This is a genomic window from Fusibacter paucivorans (assembly GCF_018390735.1).
Lineage (GTDB): Bacteria > Bacillota > Clostridia > Peptostreptococcales > Acidaminobacteraceae > Fusibacter > Fusibacter paucivorans.
The window spans coordinates 30,442-49,768 of record NZ_JAHBCL010000033.1; the positions used below are offsets into that span (position 1 = coordinate 30,442).

Annotated in this window: 36 protein-coding genes; 3 read left to right on the forward strand and 33 right to left on the reverse strand. The window is 41.2% G+C overall.

The window, feature by feature from the left end:
• Positions 1–82: 82 nt before the first annotated feature.
• From KHM83_RS16030 to KHM83_RS16040, 3 genes are all read left to right on the forward strand, one after another.
• Positions 83–1,336 carry an SLC13 family permease gene (locus KHM83_RS16030; RefSeq protein ID WP_213238057.1) on the forward strand — a complete coding sequence of 418 codons (1,254 nt, stop codon included), beginning with the start codon at positions 83–85 and terminating at the stop codon, positions 1,334–1,336.
• Between the two features lie 117 nt (positions 1,337–1,453).
• Entirely contained in the window at positions 1,454–2,737 is a 1,284-nt protein-coding gene (locus KHM83_RS16035; protein WP_213238058.1) for a 3-isopropylmalate dehydratase large subunit, read from the forward strand.
• A complete protein-coding gene (locus KHM83_RS16040; protein WP_213238059.1) occupies positions 2,730–3,221 on the forward strand; it encodes a LeuD/DmdB family oxidoreductase small subunit in 492 nt (163 codons plus the stop codon). Before KHM83_RS16035 ends, KHM83_RS16040 begins: the two co-directional genes overlap by 8 nt.
• A gap of 147 nt (positions 3,222–3,368) precedes the next feature.
• Here KHM83_RS16040 and rplQ read toward each other — a convergent pair whose 3' ends face one another.
• From rplQ to KHM83_RS16205, 33 genes are all read right to left on the reverse strand, one after another.
• Complete coding sequence (gene rplQ / locus KHM83_RS16045; RefSeq protein ID WP_213238060.1) at positions 3,369–3,710, reverse strand: 50S ribosomal protein L17; 342 nt, start codon at positions 3,708–3,710, stop codon at positions 3,369–3,371.
• A 12-nt stretch (positions 3,711–3,722) separates the two neighbouring features.
• Positions 3,723–4,673, reverse strand: coding sequence for a DNA-directed RNA polymerase subunit alpha (locus tag KHM83_RS16050; RefSeq protein WP_213238061.1), 951 nt, complete (start codon positions 4,671–4,673; stop codon positions 3,723–3,725).
• 72 nt (positions 4,674–4,745) lie between these two features.
• Positions 4,746–5,366: a 30S ribosomal protein S4 gene (gene rpsD / locus KHM83_RS16055; RefSeq protein ID WP_213238062.1), complete on the reverse strand. Its 621-nt coding sequence runs from the start codon at positions 5,364–5,366 to the stop codon at positions 4,746–4,748.
• A gap of 27 nt (positions 5,367–5,393) precedes the next feature.
• Positions 5,394–5,792: a 30S ribosomal protein S11 gene (gene rpsK, locus KHM83_RS16060; RefSeq protein ID WP_213238063.1), complete on the reverse strand. Its 399-nt coding sequence runs from the start codon at positions 5,790–5,792 to the stop codon at positions 5,394–5,396.
• A 19-nt stretch (positions 5,793–5,811) separates the two neighbouring features.
• Positions 5,812–6,183, reverse strand: coding sequence for a 30S ribosomal protein S13 (rpsM, locus tag KHM83_RS16065; protein ID WP_213238064.1), 372 nt, complete (start codon positions 6,181–6,183; stop codon positions 5,812–5,814).
• Positions 6,184–6,284: 101 nt separating this feature from the next.
• The gene (gene rpmJ / locus KHM83_RS16070) at positions 6,285–6,398 is read right to left on the reverse strand and encodes a 50S ribosomal protein L36 (RefSeq protein WP_213238065.1); all 114 of its coding nucleotides are present in this window, start codon (positions 6,396–6,398) and stop codon (positions 6,285–6,287) included.
• A gap of 12 nt (positions 6,399–6,410) precedes the next feature.
• Complete coding sequence (infA, locus tag KHM83_RS16075) at positions 6,411–6,632, reverse strand: translation initiation factor IF-1 (protein WP_213238066.1); 222 nt, start codon at positions 6,630–6,632, stop codon at positions 6,411–6,413.
• Positions 6,633–6,650: 18 nt separating this feature from the next.
• Positions 6,651–6,932, reverse strand: coding sequence for a KOW domain-containing RNA-binding protein (locus KHM83_RS16080; RefSeq protein ID WP_213238067.1), 282 nt, complete (start codon positions 6,930–6,932; stop codon positions 6,651–6,653).
• Between the two features lies 1 nt (position 6,933).
• A complete protein-coding gene (gene map / locus KHM83_RS16085; RefSeq protein ID WP_213238068.1) occupies positions 6,934–7,695 on the reverse strand; it encodes a type I methionyl aminopeptidase in 762 nt (253 codons plus the stop codon).
• 3 nt (positions 7,696–7,698) lie between these two features.
• A complete protein-coding gene (locus KHM83_RS16090; RefSeq protein WP_213238069.1) occupies positions 7,699–8,343 on the reverse strand; it encodes an adenylate kinase in 645 nt (214 codons plus the stop codon).
• A gap of 11 nt (positions 8,344–8,354) precedes the next feature.
• On the reverse strand, positions 8,355–9,620 hold the full coding sequence (secY, locus tag KHM83_RS16095; protein WP_213238070.1) for a preprotein translocase subunit SecY: 1,266 nt from the start codon (positions 9,618–9,620) through the stop codon (positions 8,355–8,357).
• Positions 9,621–10,061: a 50S ribosomal protein L15 gene (gene rplO, locus KHM83_RS16100; protein ID WP_213238071.1), complete on the reverse strand. Its 441-nt coding sequence runs from the start codon at positions 10,059–10,061 to the stop codon at positions 9,621–9,623.
• A gap of 19 nt (positions 10,062–10,080) precedes the next feature.
• The gene (gene rpmD, locus KHM83_RS16105) at positions 10,081–10,257 is read right to left on the reverse strand and encodes a 50S ribosomal protein L30 (RefSeq protein ID WP_213238072.1); all 177 of its coding nucleotides are present in this window, start codon (positions 10,255–10,257) and stop codon (positions 10,081–10,083) included.
• A 12-nt stretch (positions 10,258–10,269) separates the two neighbouring features.
• Positions 10,270–10,776 (reverse strand): 30S ribosomal protein S5, encoded by a 507-nt coding sequence (gene rpsE / locus KHM83_RS16110; RefSeq protein ID WP_213238073.1) that lies wholly within the window; start codon positions 10,774–10,776, stop codon positions 10,270–10,272.
• Positions 10,777–10,792: 16 nt separating this feature from the next.
• Entirely contained in the window at positions 10,793–11,152 is a 360-nt protein-coding gene (rplR, locus tag KHM83_RS16115) for a 50S ribosomal protein L18 (RefSeq protein WP_213238074.1), read from the reverse strand.
• A 19-nt stretch (positions 11,153–11,171) separates the two neighbouring features.
• Positions 11,172–11,717: a 50S ribosomal protein L6 gene (gene rplF, locus KHM83_RS16120; RefSeq protein WP_213238075.1), complete on the reverse strand. Its 546-nt coding sequence runs from the start codon at positions 11,715–11,717 to the stop codon at positions 11,172–11,174.
• Between the two features lie 25 nt (positions 11,718–11,742).
• Positions 11,743–12,141 (reverse strand): 30S ribosomal protein S8, encoded by a 399-nt coding sequence (gene rpsH / locus KHM83_RS16125; RefSeq protein WP_213238076.1) that lies wholly within the window; start codon positions 12,139–12,141, stop codon positions 11,743–11,745.
• Positions 12,142–12,164: 23 nt separating this feature from the next.
• Positions 12,165–12,350 carry a type Z 30S ribosomal protein S14 gene (locus KHM83_RS16130; protein WP_213238077.1) on the reverse strand — a complete coding sequence of 62 codons (186 nt, stop codon included), beginning with the start codon at positions 12,348–12,350 and terminating at the stop codon, positions 12,165–12,167.
• Positions 12,351–12,362: 12 nt separating this feature from the next.
• Positions 12,363–12,902: a 50S ribosomal protein L5 gene (rplE, locus tag KHM83_RS16135; RefSeq protein ID WP_213238078.1), complete on the reverse strand. Its 540-nt coding sequence runs from the start codon at positions 12,900–12,902 to the stop codon at positions 12,363–12,365.
• A gap of 26 nt (positions 12,903–12,928) precedes the next feature.
• On the reverse strand, positions 12,929–13,240 hold the full coding sequence (gene rplX / locus KHM83_RS16140) for a 50S ribosomal protein L24 (RefSeq protein WP_213238079.1): 312 nt from the start codon (positions 13,238–13,240) through the stop codon (positions 12,929–12,931).
• A gap of 17 nt (positions 13,241–13,257) precedes the next feature.
• Positions 13,258–13,626 (reverse strand): 50S ribosomal protein L14, encoded by a 369-nt coding sequence (rplN, locus tag KHM83_RS16145; RefSeq protein WP_213238080.1) that lies wholly within the window; start codon positions 13,624–13,626, stop codon positions 13,258–13,260.
• A gap of 25 nt (positions 13,627–13,651) precedes the next feature.
• The gene (gene rpsQ, locus KHM83_RS16150) at positions 13,652–13,906 is read right to left on the reverse strand and encodes a 30S ribosomal protein S17 (protein ID WP_213238081.1); all 255 of its coding nucleotides are present in this window, start codon (positions 13,904–13,906) and stop codon (positions 13,652–13,654) included.
• Between the two features lie 17 nt (positions 13,907–13,923).
• Positions 13,924–14,118, reverse strand: a complete 195-nt coding sequence (rpmC, locus tag KHM83_RS16155) for a 50S ribosomal protein L29 (protein WP_213238082.1) — start codon at positions 14,116–14,118, stop codon at positions 13,924–13,926.
• Between the two features lies 1 nt (position 14,119).
• Positions 14,120–14,551: a 50S ribosomal protein L16 gene (rplP, locus tag KHM83_RS16160; RefSeq protein WP_213238083.1), complete on the reverse strand. Its 432-nt coding sequence runs from the start codon at positions 14,549–14,551 to the stop codon at positions 14,120–14,122.
• A 26-nt stretch (positions 14,552–14,577) separates the two neighbouring features.
• Positions 14,578–15,342: a 30S ribosomal protein S3 gene (gene rpsC, locus KHM83_RS16165; RefSeq protein ID WP_213238084.1), complete on the reverse strand. Its 765-nt coding sequence runs from the start codon at positions 15,340–15,342 to the stop codon at positions 14,578–14,580.
• Positions 15,343–15,357: 15 nt separating this feature from the next.
• Entirely contained in the window at positions 15,358–15,693 is a 336-nt protein-coding gene (gene rplV / locus KHM83_RS16170; protein WP_213238085.1) for a 50S ribosomal protein L22, read from the reverse strand.
• 33 nt (positions 15,694–15,726) lie between these two features.
• Positions 15,727–15,999 carry a 30S ribosomal protein S19 gene (rpsS, locus tag KHM83_RS16175; protein WP_213238086.1) on the reverse strand — a complete coding sequence of 91 codons (273 nt, stop codon included), beginning with the start codon at positions 15,997–15,999 and terminating at the stop codon, positions 15,727–15,729.
• 32 nt (positions 16,000–16,031) lie between these two features.
• Positions 16,032–16,862: a 50S ribosomal protein L2 gene (rplB, locus tag KHM83_RS16180; protein WP_213238087.1), complete on the reverse strand. Its 831-nt coding sequence runs from the start codon at positions 16,860–16,862 to the stop codon at positions 16,032–16,034.
• Positions 16,863–16,887: 25 nt separating this feature from the next.
• On the reverse strand, positions 16,888–17,178 hold the full coding sequence (gene rplW / locus KHM83_RS16185) for a 50S ribosomal protein L23 (RefSeq protein ID WP_213238088.1): 291 nt from the start codon (positions 17,176–17,178) through the stop codon (positions 16,888–16,890).
• The gene (gene rplD, locus KHM83_RS16190; protein ID WP_213238089.1) at positions 17,178–17,804 is read right to left on the reverse strand and encodes a 50S ribosomal protein L4; all 627 of its coding nucleotides are present in this window, start codon (positions 17,802–17,804) and stop codon (positions 17,178–17,180) included. Before rplD ends, rplW begins: the two co-directional genes overlap by 1 nt.
• Positions 17,805–17,828: 24 nt before the next feature.
• Entirely contained in the window at positions 17,829–18,461 is a 633-nt protein-coding gene (rplC, locus tag KHM83_RS16195) for a 50S ribosomal protein L3 (RefSeq protein WP_213238090.1), read from the reverse strand.
• Between the two features lie 98 nt (positions 18,462–18,559).
• Positions 18,560–18,871, reverse strand: a complete 312-nt coding sequence (rpsJ, locus tag KHM83_RS16200; RefSeq protein WP_213238091.1) for a 30S ribosomal protein S10 — start codon at positions 18,869–18,871, stop codon at positions 18,560–18,562.
• Between the two features lie 325 nt (positions 18,872–19,196).
• A partial coding sequence (locus tag KHM83_RS16205; RefSeq protein WP_459251412.1) for an EF-Tu C-terminal domain-related protein occupies positions 19,197–19,327 on the reverse strand: 131 nt, incomplete at its 5' end.

Consider the following 19,327-nt stretch of genomic DNA (forward strand, 5'->3'; position numbering starts at 1 on the left):
AGCCAAAGTTATCTCTTGGCACCATTTTTGCTCTATTATTTGTCTATGTGCGCACACACAAAATTAACAGGAGGATTAGGTTATGAATTTTGCAATTCTTTCTTTATTGGTTCTCATTGGCTCTATCGCATTGGGGTTCTTTCGTAAAGTCAATATGGGACTTGTCGCCTTTGGTTTAGCACTCATCCTGGCTACTGCTGCTGATATTAGTGCTAAATCCGTTATGGCTGGTTTTCCAACAAAGCTCTTTGTAACGCTATTAGGCGTCATGTTTTTATTCAGTATGGCACAAGAAAACAAGACCCTTGAGTTACTGGCAAGGCGTATCGTTGCACTTGCAGGCAACCGCACTCACTTAATTCCTATCATTGTCTATGTTTTTTCTGCTGTCCTCGCAGGGATCGGCCCTGGAACAGTGCCCGTGATGAGTCTAATGGCTGTCTTTACTTGTTCTTTAGCCGCTGAAATGAAAATTTCGCCCATCCTTCTCTCAGCAACTTCTGTTTTAGGTGCTGCTGCAGGCGGATTGACACCTGTTGCGCCAACAGGTATTTTGGGACTCTCCTTAGCAGAGGAACAAGGCATTGTCGGCATTGAATTTCCATATGCTATGAATATGGTGATTGCCATGACTGTCTATTTCATCATCATCTATATTGTGCTGAAAGGCTATAAAATGAAATCTGCTGTAGAGATGGGGAAAAATGAAAAAGTTCAATTTAATAAAGATCAAAAAATTACACTCGTCGGTATGCTCATTCTAGTCATTGCCGTCATCTTTTTAGGGTTTGACGTTGGCCTAACATCATTTTCAATTGCTATGGTTCTATTGCTGTTCAAAGTCGCTGATGAGAAAAAATCGGTTGCATCCATCCCATGGGGAACGCTGCTGATGATCGGCGGCATCAATATGCTAATGTCCCTTGTTATCCAACTGGGCGGCATCGACTTGCTTGCAACAGCGCTTTCTACTCTAATGAATCCTATTACGGCAACTGGAATTATGGGCCTTACAGCGGGTATGATGTCTTGGTTTAGCTCTACCTCAGGTGTCGTTATGCCGACCCTGATTCCTACTGTCTCAGATGTTGCAACTAACGTTGGCGGCGTTTCAGTTGTCGCACTGATTTCAGCTATCACAAATACTGCAAGTGCCGCCGGCATGAGCCCAATATCAACGGGCGGTTCGATGGGCTTATCCGCTTATTCACAAATTGCAAACCCTACAGAAGAGGAACGATCAAAACTCTTTATTGAACTTTTTATGGTTTCAATTGGCGGTGTTATCACGATTGCGCTCTTAGGTATGACCGGCATTTATACGGTTTTTCTATAAACGTTTCTTTGAAACGCTTTCCGTAGGATAATCACTGATTACACTGATTATCCTCAATCATTAAGTTTTCGTTATGCGCATTCACTGCGTAAAAATCAAAAAATGAAGGAGATCACAATGGGATTTACTATGTCAGAAAAAATTATGGCAATGGCTTCTGCCAATGATGGTATCAATGTTCATGCTGATGACATCATCTGGGTTCGTATAAGCAAAGCCATGATGGATGATGTCCTTGGTCCAAGACTTGAAATAGATGATATTTTGACTGACCTAAATGCTTCTATCTGGGATAAGGACCGCGTTGTCATTATTTCAGATCATTATACACCGCCTGCAAATGTCAATCAGGCGGATATCGTAAAATTTACGAGGGACTGGGCGAATACGCATCAAGTAGATCATTATTATGAATTTGCAGGCCCCTGCCATCAGGTAATGGTTGAAAAAGGACATGTGCTGCCGGGTGAGATTATTGTTGGAACAGATTCGCATACATGTACTTACGGCGCACTTGCCGCACTTGGTACAGGTGTCGGCTCTACTGAGATGGCCGGTGTGCTTGCAACCGGAATAACTTGGATGAAGGTACCAAGAACCATAAAAGCGCAGTGGCACGGTGACCTAAACGCTATGGTCATGGCTAAAGATATTTCTTTGAAAACGATTAGTGTTTTGGGACATGCAGGCGCCACTTACAAAACCATTGAGTACTGCGGCGAAACGATTGACAGTCTCATAATGGACGAACGCCTTTGCCTATCCAATATGGCGGTTGAGGCAGGTGCTAAAGCCGGTCTCATCCGCTATGACGCGATCACTGCAGCATACCTTGAAAAATTTGGCGTTACGGAGACTTTTGAGCATATCAATCCTGATGAGGATGCAAATTATGAAACAGTCCTCTCATTTGATGCACAAGAACTCGTCCCACAAGTTGCCTGTCCTCATGAAGTCGACAATGTTAAAGCAGTTTCAGATGTCAGTCATGTGGCCATTCATCAGGCCTATATCGGTTCTTGTACCGGTGGTCGATACAACGATTTACTCGCGGCGGCCACACTCTTAGAGGGAAAGACCATTGCAAAGGGCATTCGCCTGCTCGTCTCACCTGCTTCTAAAGAAGTTTATGATCGTTGTTTAAAAGAAGGGATTTTAACCATCCTTGCCGATGCAGGTGCCACAATACTGGCCTCAAGCTGCGGTGCGTGTCTCGGCATACATTCCGGTACGCTGGCAAGCGGTGAAGTCTGCATCTCCACAACCAATCGTAATTTTCTCGGTAGAATGGGCAGCAAATCTTCGGAAGTCTACCTTGCATCGCCATTAACAGTTGCAGCTTCCGCTGTAACTGGTTATATCACGGACCCAAATGCAATTTCAGGAGGCATCAATGATTAAGGGAAAAGTATGGAAATACGGCGATAATATTAACACGGACATTATCTCACCACCGGCATATTTAGAACTTTCTATTAAAGATGCCGCTCAGTACACCATGGCACCGATTGATCCAAACTTTGCAAAGGCATATCAAATTGGTGATCTCTTTGTCGCTGAACACAATTTAGGTTCAGGCTCCAGCCGTGAAACCGCACCGTTGATGTTAAAGGCACTTGGTGTTCGCACTGTGATTGCCAAAGACTTTGCCAGAATCTTTTATCGCAACTGCATCAATATTGGCATCTTGGCAATTGAATGTGCATCAACAGATAAGATCCGTCAGGATGATGTCATTGAAGTTGATTATCTTAATGGTATGATATACAATCAAACGACTAAGGCACACTATAGCTGTCATAAAATACCGGAGCATATTATGGCGATTATCAATCATGGCGGTTTAATTCAATACCTTAAAGATGTTGAACTAAAAACGACTTAAGCGCACATGATCTCTTGAAATGAGGTCATCACCTAAAATGCCATACGTACAGACAACATCACATCTTACTTTAGCAGTATAAATTTTTGAGCAATCTAAAAGGCGTCCAGTGAATGGACGCCTTTTTATGGTCATAATGATTTTCAATTATACTAATTCCAATTTGCACATAGGAGCTGCATCGCCTCTACGAGGACCAGTTTGAATTAATCTTGTATAACCGCCTTCTCTCTCTTTATAAGATGGAGCGATTTCATCAAATAATTTTTTGACCACAGTTTCTTCTGTCACGAACGCCAGCACTTGTCTTCTCGCATGAAGATCGCCTCGTTTGCCGAGTGTAATCATTTTTTCAGCGAGCTTTCTCGTTTCTTTTGCTCTGGTGACAGTCGTCTCTATACGTCCATGCTTTAACAGTGATGTCACTTGGTTTCTAAGCATAAGGTTTCTATGAGATGTTGGACGTCCTAGTTTACGGTAACCTGCCATCTTTTACCTCCTTTACTCGTCTTCTGATCTAAGTCCAAGGTCGAGCTCGGCAAGCTTTTGCTTCACTTCGTCAAGCGACTTCTTACCAAGGTTTCTCACCTTCATCATATCTTCTTCACTTCTATTCGTAAGTTCTTCTACAGTATTGATGCCAGCGCGTTTTAAACAGTTATAAGATCTAACGGATAAATCGAGCTCTTCGATGGTCATTTCAAGGACTTTCTCTTTGATGTCTTCCTCTTTTTCAACCATGATTTCAACACCGTTAACGCTGTCCGTCATATCAATGAACAGGTTAAGGTGTTCCGACATGATCTTTGCACCAAGTGAAGTCGCTTCATCAGCCTTGATGGTGCCATCTGTCCACACTTCAAGAGTCAGCTTGTCATAATCAGCAACTTTACCAACTCTTGTCTTATCCACTGCGAAGTTAACTTTACGGACAGGGGTGTAGATGGAGTCAACAGGAATAATGCCAATTGGCAAGCCAACTTCTTTATTGTTTTCCGCGGTGATATAACCACGACCTTGTCCAAGTGCAATTTCCATATACAGCCTTGCATTTTCATCAAGTGTACAAATGTGAAGATCTGTGTTGAGAATTTCAACATCCATGTCGGCAATAATATCTCCCGCTGTAATTTCACCAGCTTCCGTCGCCTCGATTCGAATAATCTTTGCGTCTTCGTCCGAGTGAATTTTTGCCGAAAGATTTTTAAGATTTAAGATGATTTCGATAACATCTTCTTTTACGCCTGGAATTGTTGAAAATTCATGCAGCACGTTTTCAATCTTGATCCATCTGACCGCTGTACCTGGCAATGATGACAATAGAATTCTTCTTAAACTATTGCCCAATGTTGTTGCATAGCCTCGCTCCAGCGGTTCGACTACGAATTTACCGTACTTGCCACCGTCACTGAGTTCCGCACATTCAATCGTTGGTTTTTCGATTTCAATCACTACTTAAGACCCTCCTTCTCTCAAAAATCAATACACACATACATGAGGGTAGAAAAAATACCATTCCCTAATCTATTTAGAGTACAACTCGACAATAAGATGCTCTTCGATTGGTAAATCAATATCTTCTCTCACAGGCAACGCTGTAATCTTCCCTTCCATTTTTTCGAAGTCGATTTCTAACCAGCCTGGTGCATTTTTAGCGACTTCTTGAATGCCTTTGAATTTTTCTGAAGCTTTGCTTTTGTCTTTTAAGGTAATGACATCACCAACGCTAAGTGTCATTGAAGGAATATCTGCCTTATGACCATTTAAAGTAAAGTGACCGTGTGTTACAAATTGTCTTGCTTCTTTTCTTGAGTTCGCAAAACCAGCTCTGTAAACGACGTTGTCTAATCTTAATTCTAATAATTGCAACAGGTTTTCGCCGGCGATACCTTTCATATTCTCTGCACGTTCATACGTTGCATAGAATTGGCCTTCTAAAAGACCATAGTAACGCTTAACCTTTTGTTTTTCTCTTAATTGAACGCCATAGCCTGAAAGCTTGCCTTTTCTGGCGCCGTGTTGTCCTGGTGCACTTTGTCTTCTTGTCAGTGCACATTTATCACTATAGCATCTGTCGCCTTTTAGATAAAGCTTTTGGCCTTCTCGACGGCAAATTCTACAAGATGGTCCGGTATATCTTGCCAATTAAAACACCTCCTAATTCCTGATCGATTATACTCTTCTTCTCTTTGGCGGTCTACAGCCATTGTGCGGGATTGGTGTTACGTCCGCAATCGCTGTAATTTCAAGACCTGATGCCTGCAATGCTCTGATAGCCGCTTCACGACCAGAACCAGGGCCTTTGACAAATACCGCAACTGATCTGAGACCATGCTCCATGCCACTTTTAGCAGCAGCTTCTGCAGCCATTTGGGCAGCATAAGGAGTTGACTTTCTGGAGCCTTTAAATCCCAAGCTTCCGGCACTTGACCAAGCGAGTGCATTGCCATCTGGATCAGTTAAAGTTACGATTGTATTGTTAAATGTCGCTTGGATATGTGCTTGTCCACGCTCCACATTTTTACGTTCACGTCTTTTACGCGTTCTACGTGCTTTTTTAACAGCAGCCATGTTTACCCTCCTTTGTTACCTATTTTTTCTTCTTACGGCTTACAGTTTTCTTAGGTCCCTTACGTGTTCTTGCATTCGTTTTCGTCTTTTGACCACGAACAGGAAGGCCTTTTCTATGGCGGATACCTCTGAAGCAACCGATTTCTTTGAGACGTTTGATGTTCATCGCGATATCTCTTCTTAAATCACCTTCAACAAGGTATTCTTCTTCAATAATATTTCTTAATTTACTCACTTCATCTTCAGTGAGGTCTTTGATTCTTGTATCTTCGCTTATGCCAGCTTTTGCCAACAACGCTTGTGAACTTGGTTTACCTATTCCGTAGATGTAAGTCAAGCCGATAACAGCTCTCTTCTCTCTAGGCAAGTCAACACCTGCAATTCTTGCCATTCAATCACACCTCCTATGTGTAATAAATATGATGTGTCTTTATATCATCACAAATACAAAGATAGTTCAGCCGCGCTTTATATTTGTAACCTTTGAGTTGATTAACCTTGTGTTTGCTTATGCTTTGGATTTTCGCAAATCACCATAACTTTACCTTTGCGTTTGATGATTTTGCATTTTTCGCACATAGGCTTCACTGATGGTCTAACTTTCATTGTTATCCCTCCTTATGACTTTCCGCGCCATACGATTCTGCCTCTTGTGAGATCGTATGGTGACAATTCCATCGTCACTTTATCGCCAGGTAAAATTCGAATGAAGTTCATTCTAAGCTTTCCTGAGATATGTGCCAAAACAACGTGCCCATTTTCGAGTTTTACTTTGAACATTGCATTTGGCAATGCTTCAACAACAACACCTTCTACTTCAATTGAATCACTTTTCGCCATTCGACTCATCCCTCCTAGCTAAATAAGGTTTCCTTTTTCAAGTGTCTTTCTTACCAAGGCATTGGATACCTTTTTATCCGTAAGAATTTTTTCTCGTATTTCTTCACTGACTTGATTAATTTTCATCAGATGTTTTACTTTTTTTCGCTTGGGTGTCTCAACTTTACGAAGATCACCGTCTGCAACGAGAACATATTGCGCATCTACATGTGCAATGACGAGAAAAAGTCTATCCTTATCACGTCCTGCTTTTGATTTGACAAATTGACCGATTTCAAGTTCCTTCGATGATATTAGCATCTCAGTCACCTCGATTCTCTAAATGCGTTAGAAGTATTGGATCACTGTCAGTTATCACAACCGTGTGTTCGTAATGTGCAGAGTTTCCACCGTCAATGGTAACAACAGTCCAATTGTCTTCCAATGTTCTTACTTCAAAATCACCATCATTGATCATCGGCTCAATAGCCAACACCATCCCAGGTGTCAGTCTAGGGCCTCTGCCCGCTTTACCATAGTTGGGAATTTGAGGTGCTTCATGAAGTTTTCTGCCAATGCCGTGTCCAACGTAATCCCGGACAACGCCGTAGCCGCTCGCTTCAGCGTATCTTTGGATCGCATTTGAAACATCGGACAGTCGATAACCGACTCGACAGTATTTTAACCCTTCAAAAAAGCTCTCTTCAGTAATTTTGATAAGTTTTAAAGCATCTTCGCTCACTTTGCCAACGGGGTGTGTCCTGGCGGCATCACCATGGTAGCCATTTTTGACGGCACCAATATCTATGCTGATGATATCACCATCCCTGAGCACTGTCGTCCCTGGGATCCCGTGAATAACCTGATCATTAATCGAAGTACATATAGCGGCCGGAAAACCGCCATACCCTTTAAAGGAAGGTATTGCACCCTGCGCTTTGATAAGTGCTTCCGCTATTTGATCAAGTTCGCCTGTCGTTATGCCAGGCTTAATTGCTTCTTTAATTTTTTCGTGAGCCAATGCAACAATGCGTCCCGACTCTTGCATAAGCTCAATTTCATGCTTCGATTTTATGCTTATCATGTGTCAGCCCTTCAAAGCATCCACAATGTCAGAGAATACGTCATTAATATTTTGCTCGCCCTCAATGTTGACGAGTTTATCTTGCGCATCATAATAATTAATCAATGGCATTGTTTCATTCATATAGACACTAATGCGGTTTTCAACCGTTTCTGCAACGTCGTCGCTTCTTTGATAGAGTTCGCCGCCGCATTTGTCACAAACGCCGTCAACCTTTGGTTTATTGTTTTCAACGTGATAGGTTGCACCGCAGTTTTTGCAGATGCGTCTGCCGACAGCTCTGGATACCAGCACTTTCGGATTGACATTAATATTGATGACTGCATTAAGTGTTACTTTCAACCTTTCAAGAATGCCGTCAAGCGATTGTGCTTGAAAAACAGTTCTTGGAAAACCATCTAAGAGAAAACCAGCTTTGCAATCCGCTTGGTTTAATCGGTCTGCAACCAGTTCGACGACCAACGAATCAGGCACGAGCTCTCCTTTGTCCATAAAGGCTTTTGCACGATTGCCGAGCTCAGTTCCCTCTTTGATATTTTTACGGAAGATATCCCCCGTTGAGATGTGTGGTATACCATACTTCTCAACGATGAATTCTGCTTGTGTTCCCTTGCCAGCACCCGGAGGGCCTAGTAAGATTAATCTCATGGTGCAACCTCCTAGCTTAGAAAACCTTCGTAATGTCTCATCATCATTTGTGCTTCAATTTGTTTTGTCGTTTCAAGCGATACTGAGACTACGATCAGTAATGACGTCCCACCAAAACTGAAGTTGGTGTTTGTCAGTGCACCCATAAAGTTTGGTAATATTGCAATTGCTGCAAGGAATATTGCACCGACAATGGTAATGCGGTTCAGTGATTTTCTGAGAAAATCCGCTGTTGGTCTACCAGGTCTAATGCCGGGTATAAAACCGCCGTTCGTCTTAAGTCTATCCGCAACATCAATCGGATTAAACGTGATGTTCGTATAGAAGTAAGTAAAGAATATAATGAGCAACGCATAGAGTACGTTATATGCAACAGATGTTGAACTTAACCATTTCCCAATAAAAATTGCAAATCCGCTTGATGGGAAGAACTGTGCTATGGTCATTGGAAACATAAGAATTGAAATGGCAAAGATAACTGGGATGACACCCGCTTGGTTAACTTTCAACGGAATATGCGTTGTTTGTCCGCCGTACATTTTACGCCCAACCATACGTTTCGCATATTGTACCGGTACCTTACGCTGTCCTTGTTGTATGAAGATAACACCCATGATGATAATCACGGCAATCACACAAAAGATAATGAGTGATATCGGATTCACCTGACCGATCCTCAGATTGGTTATCGTTGCAAAAGTCGCTGATGGTATTCTGGCAATAATCCCTGCAAAGATAAACAGTGAAATACCATTGCCAATACCGTTTTCAGTTATTTTCTCACCTAGATACATCAAGAACGCCGTGCCTGCAGTAAGGGTTAAAACCGCTAATGCCGTTGACCACAAACCAGGGTTTGTAAAAAATCTCTGGAAATATCCCAAGCTAAATCCAACACCTTGAATTAAAGCTAAGGCAACCGTCAGATAACGTGTATACTGAACGATTTTCTTTCTGCCAACTTCGCCTTCTCTCGCAAGTGCCTCTAGCGACGGGAAAGCGATTTGCAGTAGATTTAAAATGATTGATGCTGTGATATAAGGGCTAATCCCGAGCGCAAAGATGGTAAATGTCTTAAAGTTACCACCACTCATTAAGTTGAAGAGCCCCAACAATCCATCCTCGGAATTACTAAAAGCCGCTGCAAGCGCTTCACTGTTAATGCCGGGAACAGGTACTGCAGAACCCAGTCTGAAAATTGCAATCATCAGAAAAGTATAGAGAATACGATTTTTCAGATCAGGTATTTTCCAAGCGTTACTCAGTGTCGAAAACAATTAAATCACCTCTGCCTTTCCTCCAGCAGCTTCGATTTTCGTGATCGCTGACTGAGTGAACTTATTCGCTTTTACGGTAAGCTTTTTATTCAATTCTCCATCGCCTAAAATTTTAATTCCATAGTTAATTTTGCTCACGATACCTGATTCTAACAAGAGTTCTGGCGTTATTTCTACACCGTCTTCGAAACTGTTAAGTGCTTCGACATTGACGATTGTCCATTCTTTTTTAAATACATTATTAAAGCCACGTTTAGGGATACGTCTGAACAATGGCATTTGACCACCTTCAAAGCCCGGTCTTACGCCGCCGCCTGAACGTGAATTTTGGCCATTCATACCTCTTCCGGCTGTTGTGCCTAAACCTGAACCCGGACCTCTACCAACTCTCTTTTTGGATTTGGTAGAACCTTCAGCCGGTCTTAAATCATGAAGTCTCATGGTCACACCTCCTTAAAGATTACTCTACGATTTCTACTAAATGACAAACTTGATTAACCATGCCTCTCATTTGAGGATTATCCTGTTTCTCAACCACTTGACCAATTTTTTTGAGGCCTAATGCTTCAATCGTTTTTCTATGTTTCGGCAATGCGCCGATTGTGCTTTTTACGAGTTTTACTTTCACTGTAGCCAAGGTTTATACCCCCTAACCTAAAATTTCTTCTACAGTCTTGCCTCTTAATTTTGCTACACTTTCAGCAGTTTTAAGATTCTTAAGACCATCCAACGTTGCATTAACCATGTTTCTTGGGTTATTGCTGCCTAATGATTTCGCTCTGACGTCTTTGATGCCTGCGAGTTCTAAGACTGCGCGGACAGGACCGCCGGCGATGACACCAGTACCTTCGAGCGCTGTCATAATTCTAACAGAGCCTGAACCAAAACGTCCTTCAATGTTGTGAGGTACTGACGTACCAACTCGCGGAACAAAGATTAATCTTTTTTTCGCATCTTCAATTGCTTTTGAGATGGCTTCAGGCACCTCTTTAGCTTTACCGGTACCAATACCGACATGGCCGTTCTCATCGCCGACGACAACGAGTGCGCTAAATCTGAAATTTCTACCACCCTTAACAACTTTCGTAACGCGATTTATATTAATAACCTGTTCTTTGAGGTCTAACTTACTCGCATCAATTAATTGACGACTCATCTGCATACCTCCCTATCTAGAATTTTAAGCCAGCTTCTCTAGCGCCCTCAGCAAGTTCTTTCACTCTGCCATGGTAGAGGTAACCGCCTCTGTCAAAAACTACATCTTCAATGCCCTTTTCAATTGCTTTTTTAGCAACCAATTCGCCGACAAATTTTGCAGCCGCTTTATTGCCAGCATTCGGGAATTTTTCTTTAACATCTTTATCAAGGCTAGAAGCAGCAACTAACGTCGTACCCGTTACATCGTCGATGATTTGAGCATAGACATTTGTATTGGATCTAAAGACGTTAAGTCTTGGCTTAGCAGCTGTTCCAGATATTTTTTTACGCACTCTCATATGGCGCGCTTTTCTACTTGCATCTCTACTTGCCATTTATAATGCCACTCCTTTCTTATTTTTTCTTACCAGTCTTACCTTCTTTACGTCTTACATATTCATCAACGTAGCGAACACCTTTACCTTTATAAGGTTCAGGACGTCTCCAGTCTCTGATAACAGACGCATAGTTGCCGACTTGCTGTTTATCAATCCCTTTGACGACGATTTCAGTCTGCGTTGGCACTTCAGTTGTAATGCCAGCTGGATCTTCCATCACGACAGGATGCGAATGGCCTAGCGAAAGCTCTAATTTTTTGCCATTCTTTGCAGCTTTGTAGCCGACGCCTACGATTTGAAGCTTTTTCTCAAAACCTTTTGTAACGCCGACGACCATATTGTTGACAAGCGCTCTGGATAAACCGTGTAACGCTCTGTGTCTTTTATTATCTGATGGTCTCAACACGGTAAGTGTCTCTCCATCAATTTCTACTTTAATGTCTTTATCGATTTGCTCTGACAACTCTCCCAGTGGTCCCTTAACCGTTACTAAATTTGTATTAGAAACGCTTACAGTCACACCTTGAGGTATTGTAATAGGCAATCTACCTACTCTTGACATTGTCACACCTCCTAAGTTTCTATGATTACCAAATGTAACAGATGACTTCGCCACCGACGCCTAATTTTCTAGCTTCTTTGTCAGTGATGATGCCGTTTGATGTAGAGATAATTGCGACTCCCAAACCACCAAGGACTTTTGGTACATCTGTTTTCTTTGCGTATACTCTTAAACCTGGTTTTGATATTCTCTTAAGACCTGTAATGACACGTTCTTTACTGTCACCGTATTTAAGTTCTATTCGAATGATGCCCTGCTTGCCATCTTCGATGACATCGAAGCCTTTAATATAACCTTCACCTAAAAGAATCTCGACGATTCTCTTCTTAACATTTGACGACGGTACATCTACACTTGTATGTTTCACCATATTGGCGTTGCGAACACGTGTCAATAAATCAGCGATTGGATCTGTCATTGCCATGAATATTACCTCCTTTCGTTATCCTACCAGCTTGCTTTTCTAACACCTGGGATTTGACCTTTGTATGCCAATTCTCTAAAGCAAATACGGCAAATACCATATTTTCTCAAATAAGCATGTGGTCTTCCACAGATTTTACATCTATTGTATTCACGGGATGAATATTTTTGTTTTCGAGATTGTTTAACCTTTAAAGATGTTTTAGCCACTGTAATCCCTCCTTACTTGCTAAATGGCATGCCCATTAATTTTAACAGTTCTCTTGCCTCTTCGTCTGTTTTAGCAGTTGTAACGAAAGTGATGTCCATGCCTCTTACGATCTCAACTTTATCAATGTTGATTTCAGGGAAGATCAATTGCTCTTTAACACCTAAGGTATAGTTGCCTCTTCCGTCAAATGCATTTGCATTTACACCTCTAAAGTCTCTTACCCTTGGAAGCGCAATGGTGATGAATCTATCCATAAATTCATACATTTTATCGCCTCTCAGAGTTACTTTAGCACCAACGTTCATACCAGCTCTAACCTTGAAGTTTGCAACTGATTTTTTTGCTTTTGTAATCACCGGTTGTTGTCCGGCTATAATCGCCAATTCATCAACGGCCACTTTTAATGCCTTTGGATTGTCTTTAGCGTCGCCAAGACCCATATTGATGACGATCTTATCGATCTTTGGAATTTGCATTACATTTTTATATTGGAATTTATCCATTAAAGCTTTTGCTGCTTCATTTTTGTATTTATCTTTAAATCTCGCCATGCGTTATACCTCCTTTCAGACTGATGTTAATCCACTACCTCGCCTGTTTTGACGGATACTCTTACTTTTTTGCCATCTTCCAATGTCTTCATTTTGACTCTTGTGCCCGCGTTCGCTTTTGCATCAAAGAGCTGAACATTTGAAGCATTTACAGGCGCTTCCATATGGACTCTGCCGCCTTGTTGAACCTTAACAGATGGCTTTTGATGCTTTGTCACCATATTAACGTTTTCAACAATGACTCTGTTCGCCTTAGGATCAACGCTTAGTACTTTTCCTTTTTTACCTTTATCTTTACCAGCAATTACGATTACTGTATCGCCTTTTTTAATATGCATTCCTACACCTCCTAAGCTTAGAGAACTTCTGGAGCTAGAGATACGATTTTCATGAACTTCTTGTCTCTTAACTCTCTTGCAACCGGTCCAAAAATACGTGTACCGATTGGAGATAAATCATCTTTTATGATAACAGCAGCGTTTTCATCAAATTTCAAATAGCTGCCATCTGGTCTTCTAATCCCATAGTTGCTTCTTACGATAACCGCTTTAACGACATCGCCTTTCTTGACAACTCCACCGGGTGTTGCATTTTTAACGCTGGCGACTATTACATCTCCGATATTACCGTATTTTCTTTTAGAACCACCTAATACGCGGATACAAAGTATTTCTTTCGCACCAGAGTTGTCAGCAACTTTTAAACGGGTTTCGTTTTGTATCATGCTTTTTTCCTCCTCTCGGCTAATATTACTTAGCTTTCTCTACGATTTCAACTAGTCTCCATCTCTTGTCTCTACTAAGTGGTCTAGTTTCCATAATTCTTACTCTATCACCAATACCACATGTGTTGTTTTCATCATGTGCTTTAAATTTCTTTGTACGTTTAACGCGCTTTCCATAAAGTGGATGACGTACGAAGTCTTCAACTTTAACGACGATAGTTTTGTCCATCTTGTCGCTAGTGACGAAGCCTACTCTTACCTTTCTATTGCCTCTTTCCACAGCGTAACCTCCTCCGCTTATGCCTTGATCTCTTTATCTCTTAAGATCGTTTTACAACGTGCGATGTCTTTCTTAACCGCTTTAATTTTCATTGGGTTATCTAACTGCCCTGTCGCTAATTGAAATCTTAAGTTGAAGAGCTCATTCTTAAGTTCAACCACTTTTTCGTTCAGTTCTTGAGATGTCATTTCTTGCATCTTATTTGCTTTCAACTTATTCACCACCCTTTTCGATAGTGTCTTCTTTCTTGACAAATTTACATTTGATTGGCAACTTATTCGCTGCAAGCCTGATTGCTTCTCTTGCAAGCTCTTCATCAACCCCTGAAAGTTCAAACATAACTCTGCCTGGCTTTACAACGGCTACCCAGTACTCAGGTGAACCTTTACCAGCACCCATACGTGTTTCAGCAGGTTTTTGTGTAACAGGTTTGTGCGGGAAAATCTTAATCCAAACTTTACCGCCCCTTTTGATTCTTCTATTAATAGCAATCCTGGCTGCTTCAATTTGATTTGCAGTAATCCACGCCGGTTCCAAAGCAACTAAACCGTAATCTCCGTAAGTCACGGTATTACCCTTTTGAGCTGTACCACTCATTCTACCTCTGTGAACTCTACGGCGTTTTACTCTTTTAGGCATTAACATCGTAATTGCCTCCTTTCACAAAACTCTTATTGATTGTTCGCATTTCTAGGTCTTCTAGGGCCTCGGTTATTGCCTTGACCATTTCTTTTATTTCTTGAAGGTCTCTTTTCTGGCGCTTTACGAGCTTCTTTTCTTTTAAGTCTCGTTTCTTCACTGACACTTGGCAATACTTCGCCTTTATTGATCCAGACTTTCACGCCGATTTTGCCGTATGTTGTATCTGCTTCTGCAAAACCGTAATCAATATCAGCTCTGAGTGTAGAAAGTGGCACATTACCTTCTGAATAGCCTTCTGTTCTCGCCATTTCGGCACCGCCCAAACGACCTGAAGTTTGCACTTTAATCCCTTCGGCACCAGATTTCATCGTGCGGCCAATGACTTGTTTCATGGCTCTACGGAATGAAATTCTGCGTTCTAATGAAAATGCAACGTTTTCGGCAACGAGTTGTGCGTCTAAATCAATATTGTCGACTTCAGAAATATCCAATTGAATGGACTTTTTTGTCATTTTTTCAAGTTCTTCTCTTAATACTTTGATATTTTCGCCGCCTTTACCAACAACCATACCTGGTTTAGCAGTGAAGATATTGATGTGTACTCTGTCATTTGCAGCTCTGTCAATGTAAATTCTTGAGATGCCTGCTGTAAAAAGTCTTTTCTTAACATATTTTCTAATGTCATGATCTTCAATCAATAAATCAGAGAAATTTTTCTTATTTGCATACCACTTCGAGTCCCAATCTTTGATTACTCCAACTCTGAGTCCGTGTGGGCTAACTTTTTGACCCATTCAGTGCACCCTCCTTTACTCTCTCTCAGCTACGACTACGCCAACATGGCTTGATCTTTTTAGCACAGGGTTTGCTCTCCCCATGGAACCGGCATTCCATCTTTTCATTGTAGGGCCTTGGTTTGCGTAAATCTCTTTTACGTAAAGGCTCTCTACATCAAGGTGATGGTTATTTTCAGCATTTGCTACAGCTGAGTTCAAAACTTTAAGAAATATTTCTGCACCTTTTCTCGGTGTGAATTTTAATATTGCCTGCGCTTCTTTGACGTTTTTACCTCTTACCAAATCAGCTATCGGCTTCATCTTTCTTGGTGAGATTCGCATGTGTTTAGCTTCCGCTTTCGCTTGCATTCTCAGCGCCTCCTTTCGGATTGATTAATCGAATTACTTGCTCTTCTTATCGCCTGCGTGACCTCTAAAAGTTCTCGTCGGCGAAAATTCTCCTAGTTTATGACCGATCATGTCTTCTGTAATATAGACAGGAACATGTTTTCTACCATCGTGAACGGCGATCGTATGACCAACCATTTGAGGGAATATTGTAGATGATCTTGACCAAACTTTAATGACTTTCTTTTCATTGTTGGCATTCATCTCTTCAATTTTTTTCAATAGTCCTTCGTGGACGAAAGGCCCTTTTTTAAGAGATCTTCCCATTTAATTGTCCTCCTTCCAAATCTCAGAACTTATTATTTCTTTCTCTTAGAAACAATATACTTATCAGAATGTTTATTTTTCTTTCTTGTTTTGTAACCAAGTGCAGGTTTGCCCCAAGGTGTCATTGGACTTGGACGACCTACTGGCGAACGACCTTCACCACCACCATGAGGGTGATCGTTAGGGTTCATAACCGAGCCTCTGACAGTTGGTCGGATACCCATATGGCGTTTACGGCCAGCTTTACCAATTGTAATGTTTTCGTGATCAATATTGCCAACTTGACCTACAGTGGCACGGCACTCTTTTCTGACGAGTCTCGTTTCGCCTGATGGCAATCTAAGAAGCGCATGTTTACCTTCTTTTGCCATGAGCTGCGCCGAGTTACCAGCAGATCTTACAAGCTGAGCACCTTTGCCTGGCTTCATTTCAATGTTGTGTACAATTGTACCAACCGGCATATTCATAAGCGGCATTGCATTGCCTACTTTAATATCGACTTGTGTGCCAGATGTGACCACATCACCGACTTTTAAGCCATTTGGATGAAGAATGTATCTCTTCTCACCATCAGCATATGCCAAAAGTGCGATGTTCGCCGATCTGTTTGGATCGTATTCTACGGCAACAACTTTTGCCGGTACATCGTCCTTCAAACGTTTGAAGTCGATGATTCTATATTTTTTTGTAGCACCGCCACCTCTATGACGTACAGTGATTCTACCTTGGTTGTTTCGACCAGAATTTTTCTTTATAGTAACGACTAACGACTTCTCTGGCTGTTTCTTGGTAACTTCTTCAAAAGTAGACACTGTCATTTGTCTGAGAGCAGGTGAAGTCGGTTTATAGCCTCTGATACCCATGATCTTACCTCCTTCGAGTTTTTAATTACATACCTTCAAAGAATTCGATAGTTTTGCTGTCCGCCGTTAATTTAACGACAGCTTTTTTCCAGCTTCTCGTATAGCCAGAAGTTCTACCCATTCTTTTAAGTTTGCCTTTGACATTTAAAGTGTTTACTTTTTCAACTTTTACGCCAAAGATTTCTTCAATAGCTGTTTTAATTTGTGATTTGTTTGCGTCCTTGTGCACTTCGAAAGTGTACTTTTTGTCCGCAGACTGCATCATTGAGTTTTCCGTAACGATCGGTTTGATAATAATATCATAAGAGGTTTTCATTACGCGTATACCTCCTCTAATTTCTCAATTGCATTTTTTGTCATAATGCAATAGTCATGGTTTAAGAGTTCATAAACATTGACTTCACCAACAAAAGAAGTACTCACACCTTTGATATTGCCAGATGCAATGACGACATTCTCGTTTTTATCACCTGTAACAACAATTGTTTTCTTGCCGTAGACATTGATGTTGGTTAAGATTTTAATCATATCTTTTGTCTTTGGTGTATCTAATGCAAGTTCATCCAATACGATGATTTCATTGTCTCTAACTTTTGCACTAAGCGCTGATTTAAACGCTAATCTCTTAACTTTTTTAGGCAGAGAATAACGGTAGCTTCTTGGTTTTGGCGCAAAGCTGATACCGCCACCTACATAATGAGGCGCTCTGATGGAACCTTGTCTTGCGTTACCAGTTCCCTTTTGACGAAACGGTTTTCTACCACCGCCTCTAACTTCGGATCTCGTTTTAGCTGATTGTGTACCTTGACGCTGGTTTGCTAAATAATTTTTAACAACTTCGTGCATAACCGGTACATTTGGCTCGATGCCAAAAATGCTTTCATTTAATTCTATTTCACTGACTTTTTGTCCCGAAACGTTCAATACTTCTAATTTAGGCACTGTGCTTCCTCCTTTCGTCCGCTATTAGTTTGTCGCCTTAACGGCTTCTCTAATTACGATTTGGCCACCTTTAGGACCTGGCACTGCACCCTTTACTAATATGAAGCTTCTTTCGAGGTCAACTCGAACGACTTCCAGGTTAAGTACCGTCACTTGCTCATTACCCATTTTACCTGCCATTTGCATCCCTTTAATGACGCGTGCAGGATATGAAGCACCACCGAGTGAACCAGCGCCTCTATGATATTTAGAACCATGTGTTTCTGGTCCTCTGGAGTTGTTGTAACGTTTGATTGTACCAGCAGTTCCTTTACCTTTTGACGTGCCAATTACATCAATTTTTTGTCCTTCTGACAAAATATCAGCTGTAATTTCTTGGCCAATTGTAAATTCTGAAGGATTTTCAACTCTAAACTCTTTAAGTGTTTTCTTGTACGCAACACCAGCTTTGTCAAAGTGACCTTTAACAGGCTTGTTGACGTGCTTTTCTTTTACTTCGCCAGTTGCAACTTGGATTGCATTGTAGCCGTCAGTTTCAATTGTTTTAATTTGTGTAACGATCATTGGCGCTACTTCAACAACTGTAACCGGCGTTACGATACCAGCTTCGTTAAATACTTGGGTCATACCGATTTTTTTACCGATAATTCCGATCATGCCTTTGCACCTCCTAATATTCTTACAGCGGATTACCTACGTAATCATCCTAAAAAATCAGGTTTATCTATTTAAACCGAAATCTTAGTTTTCTGTTCTTAGAGCTTGATTTCTACATCTACACCAGCAGGGAGTTCAAGCTTCATCAACGCATCAACCGTTTTTTGACCTGGGTTAAGGATGTCAATTAAACGTTTGTGTGTTCTGATTTCAAATTGCTCTCTCGAGTCTTTGTACTTGTGTACCGCTCTTAAGATCGTAACAACTTCCTTTTTAGTAGGAAGTGGAATCGGACCTGCAACATCGGCACCTGTCAATTTAGCTGCTTCAACAATCTTTGTTGCAGTATTGTCTAGAATTTTGTGATCAAAAGACTTTAATCTGATTCTAATTTTTTGCTTGTTAGCCATTTGTCTAACCTCCTTTTTTTATCGTACGTTGACTGCGATCATACGACCGAGCATGTCGTCCACTACGCCGTGTGTTTCATAGTTTGACGGACGCAAAAACTCGTCGCCCACATCTTGTGCGGACAATTCTCAGTGGAAATTCTCTCACAGCTAAGTAACTTTCCACGTCATCGCATTAGTGCACCAATACATTATATAATAGCCCCTTACAATATGCAAGGGATTATTTTCATGAAATCAAACTTTTTTCATAAGAAACAGGACGTCAAAAGACGTCCTGCTATTCTTAAATTTATACTGTAACAATTAACCTCAATGGTTTTAATTATTCAGTAATTTTGATAACGGAACCAGCGCCAACAGTTCTGCCGCCTTCACGAATTGAAAATCTTAAGCCCTCTTCTATCGCGATTGGTGAAATAAGCTCAATGTCCATTTCAACGTTATCACCAGGCA

Coding starts and splice junctions, on each gene's coding strand:
- map (WP_213238068.1), bottom strand. CDS start 7,695: ATGATAAGCATAAAATCGAAGCATGAAATTGAGCTTATGCAAGAGTCG.
- rplC (WP_213238090.1), bottom strand. CDS start 18,461: ATGATCGGAATTATCGGTAAAAAAATCGGTATGACCCAAGTATTTAAC.
- rpsK (WP_213238063.1), bottom strand. CDS start 5,792: ATGGCTGCTGTTAAAAAAGCACGTAGAACGCGTAAAAGACGTGAACGT.
- KHM83_RS16090 (WP_213238069.1), bottom strand. CDS start 8,343: ATGAGATTAATCTTACTAGGCCCTCCGGGTGCTGGCAAGGGAACACAA.
- rplP (WP_213238083.1), bottom strand. CDS start 14,551: ATGTTAATGCCTAAAAGAGTAAAACGCCGTAGAGTTCACAGAGGTAGA.
- KHM83_RS16030 (WP_213238057.1), top strand. CDS start 83: ATGAATTTTGCAATTCTTTCTTTATTGGTTCTCATTGGCTCTATCGCA.
- rplN (WP_213238080.1), bottom strand. CDS start 13,626: ATGATACAAAACGAAACCCGTTTAAAAGTTGCTGACAACTCTGGTGCG.
- rpsM (WP_213238064.1), bottom strand. CDS start 6,183: ATGGCAAGAATTGCAGGTGTTGACTTGCCTAGAGAGAAGAGAGCTGTT.
- rpsE (WP_213238073.1), bottom strand. CDS start 10,776: ATGAGTCGTCAATTAATTGATGCGAGTAAGTTAGACCTCAAAGAACAG.
- rplV (WP_213238085.1), bottom strand. CDS start 15,693: ATGCAAGCGAAAGCGGAAGCTAAACACATGCGAATCTCACCAAGAAAG.
- rplO (WP_213238071.1), bottom strand. CDS start 10,061: ATGAGACTTCATGATTTAAGACCGGCTGAAGGTTCTACCAAATCCAAA.
- rpsC (WP_213238084.1), bottom strand. CDS start 15,342: ATGGGTCAAAAAGTTAGCCCACACGGACTCAGAGTTGGAGTAATCAAA.
- rplE (WP_213238078.1), bottom strand. CDS start 12,902: ATGGCGAGATTTAAAGATAAATACAAAAATGAAGCAGCAAAAGCTTTA.
- rplW (WP_213238088.1), bottom strand. CDS start 17,178: ATGAAAACCTCTTATGATATTATTATCAAACCGATCGTTACGGAAAAC.
- rpsS (WP_213238086.1), bottom strand. CDS start 15,999: ATGGGAAGATCTCTTAAAAAAGGGCCTTTCGTCCACGAAGGACTATTG.
- rplQ (WP_213238060.1), bottom strand. CDS start 3,710: ATGGCAGGTTACCGTAAACTAGGACGTCCAACATCTCATAGAAACCTT.
- rplX (WP_213238079.1), bottom strand. CDS start 13,240: ATGCATATTAAAAAAGGCGATACAGTAATCGTAATTGCTGGTAAAGAT.
- KHM83_RS16040 (WP_213238059.1), top strand. CDS start 2,730: ATGATTAAGGGAAAAGTATGGAAATACGGCGATAATATTAACACGGAC.
- KHM83_RS16035 (WP_213238058.1), top strand. CDS start 1,454: ATGGGATTTACTATGTCAGAAAAAATTATGGCAATGGCTTCTGCCAAT.
- rpsH (WP_213238076.1), bottom strand. CDS start 12,141: ATGGCAATGACAGATCCAATCGCTGATTTATTGACACGTGTTCGCAAC.
- infA (WP_213238066.1), bottom strand. CDS start 6,632: ATGGCGAAAAGTGATTCAATTGAAGTAGAAGGTGTTGTTGTTGAAGCA.
- rplF (WP_213238075.1), bottom strand. CDS start 11,717: ATGTCAAGAGTAGGTAGATTGCCTATTACAATACCTCAAGGTGTGACT.
- rplB (WP_213238087.1), bottom strand. CDS start 16,862: ATGGGTATCAGAGGCTATAAACCGACTTCACCTGCTCTCAGACAAATG.
- rpsJ (WP_213238091.1), bottom strand. CDS start 18,871: ATGGCTAACAAGCAAAAAATTAGAATCAGATTAAAGTCTTTTGATCAC.
- KHM83_RS16080 (WP_213238067.1), bottom strand. CDS start 6,932: ATGCTAATATCATCGAAGGAACTTGAAATCGGTCAATTTGTCAAATCA.
- rplR (WP_213238074.1), bottom strand. CDS start 11,152: ATGGCAAGTAGAGATGCAAGTAGAAAAGCGCGCCATATGAGAGTGCGT.
- rpmJ (WP_213238065.1), bottom strand. CDS start 6,398: ATGAAAGTTAGACCATCAGTGAAGCCTATGTGCGAAAAATGCAAAATC.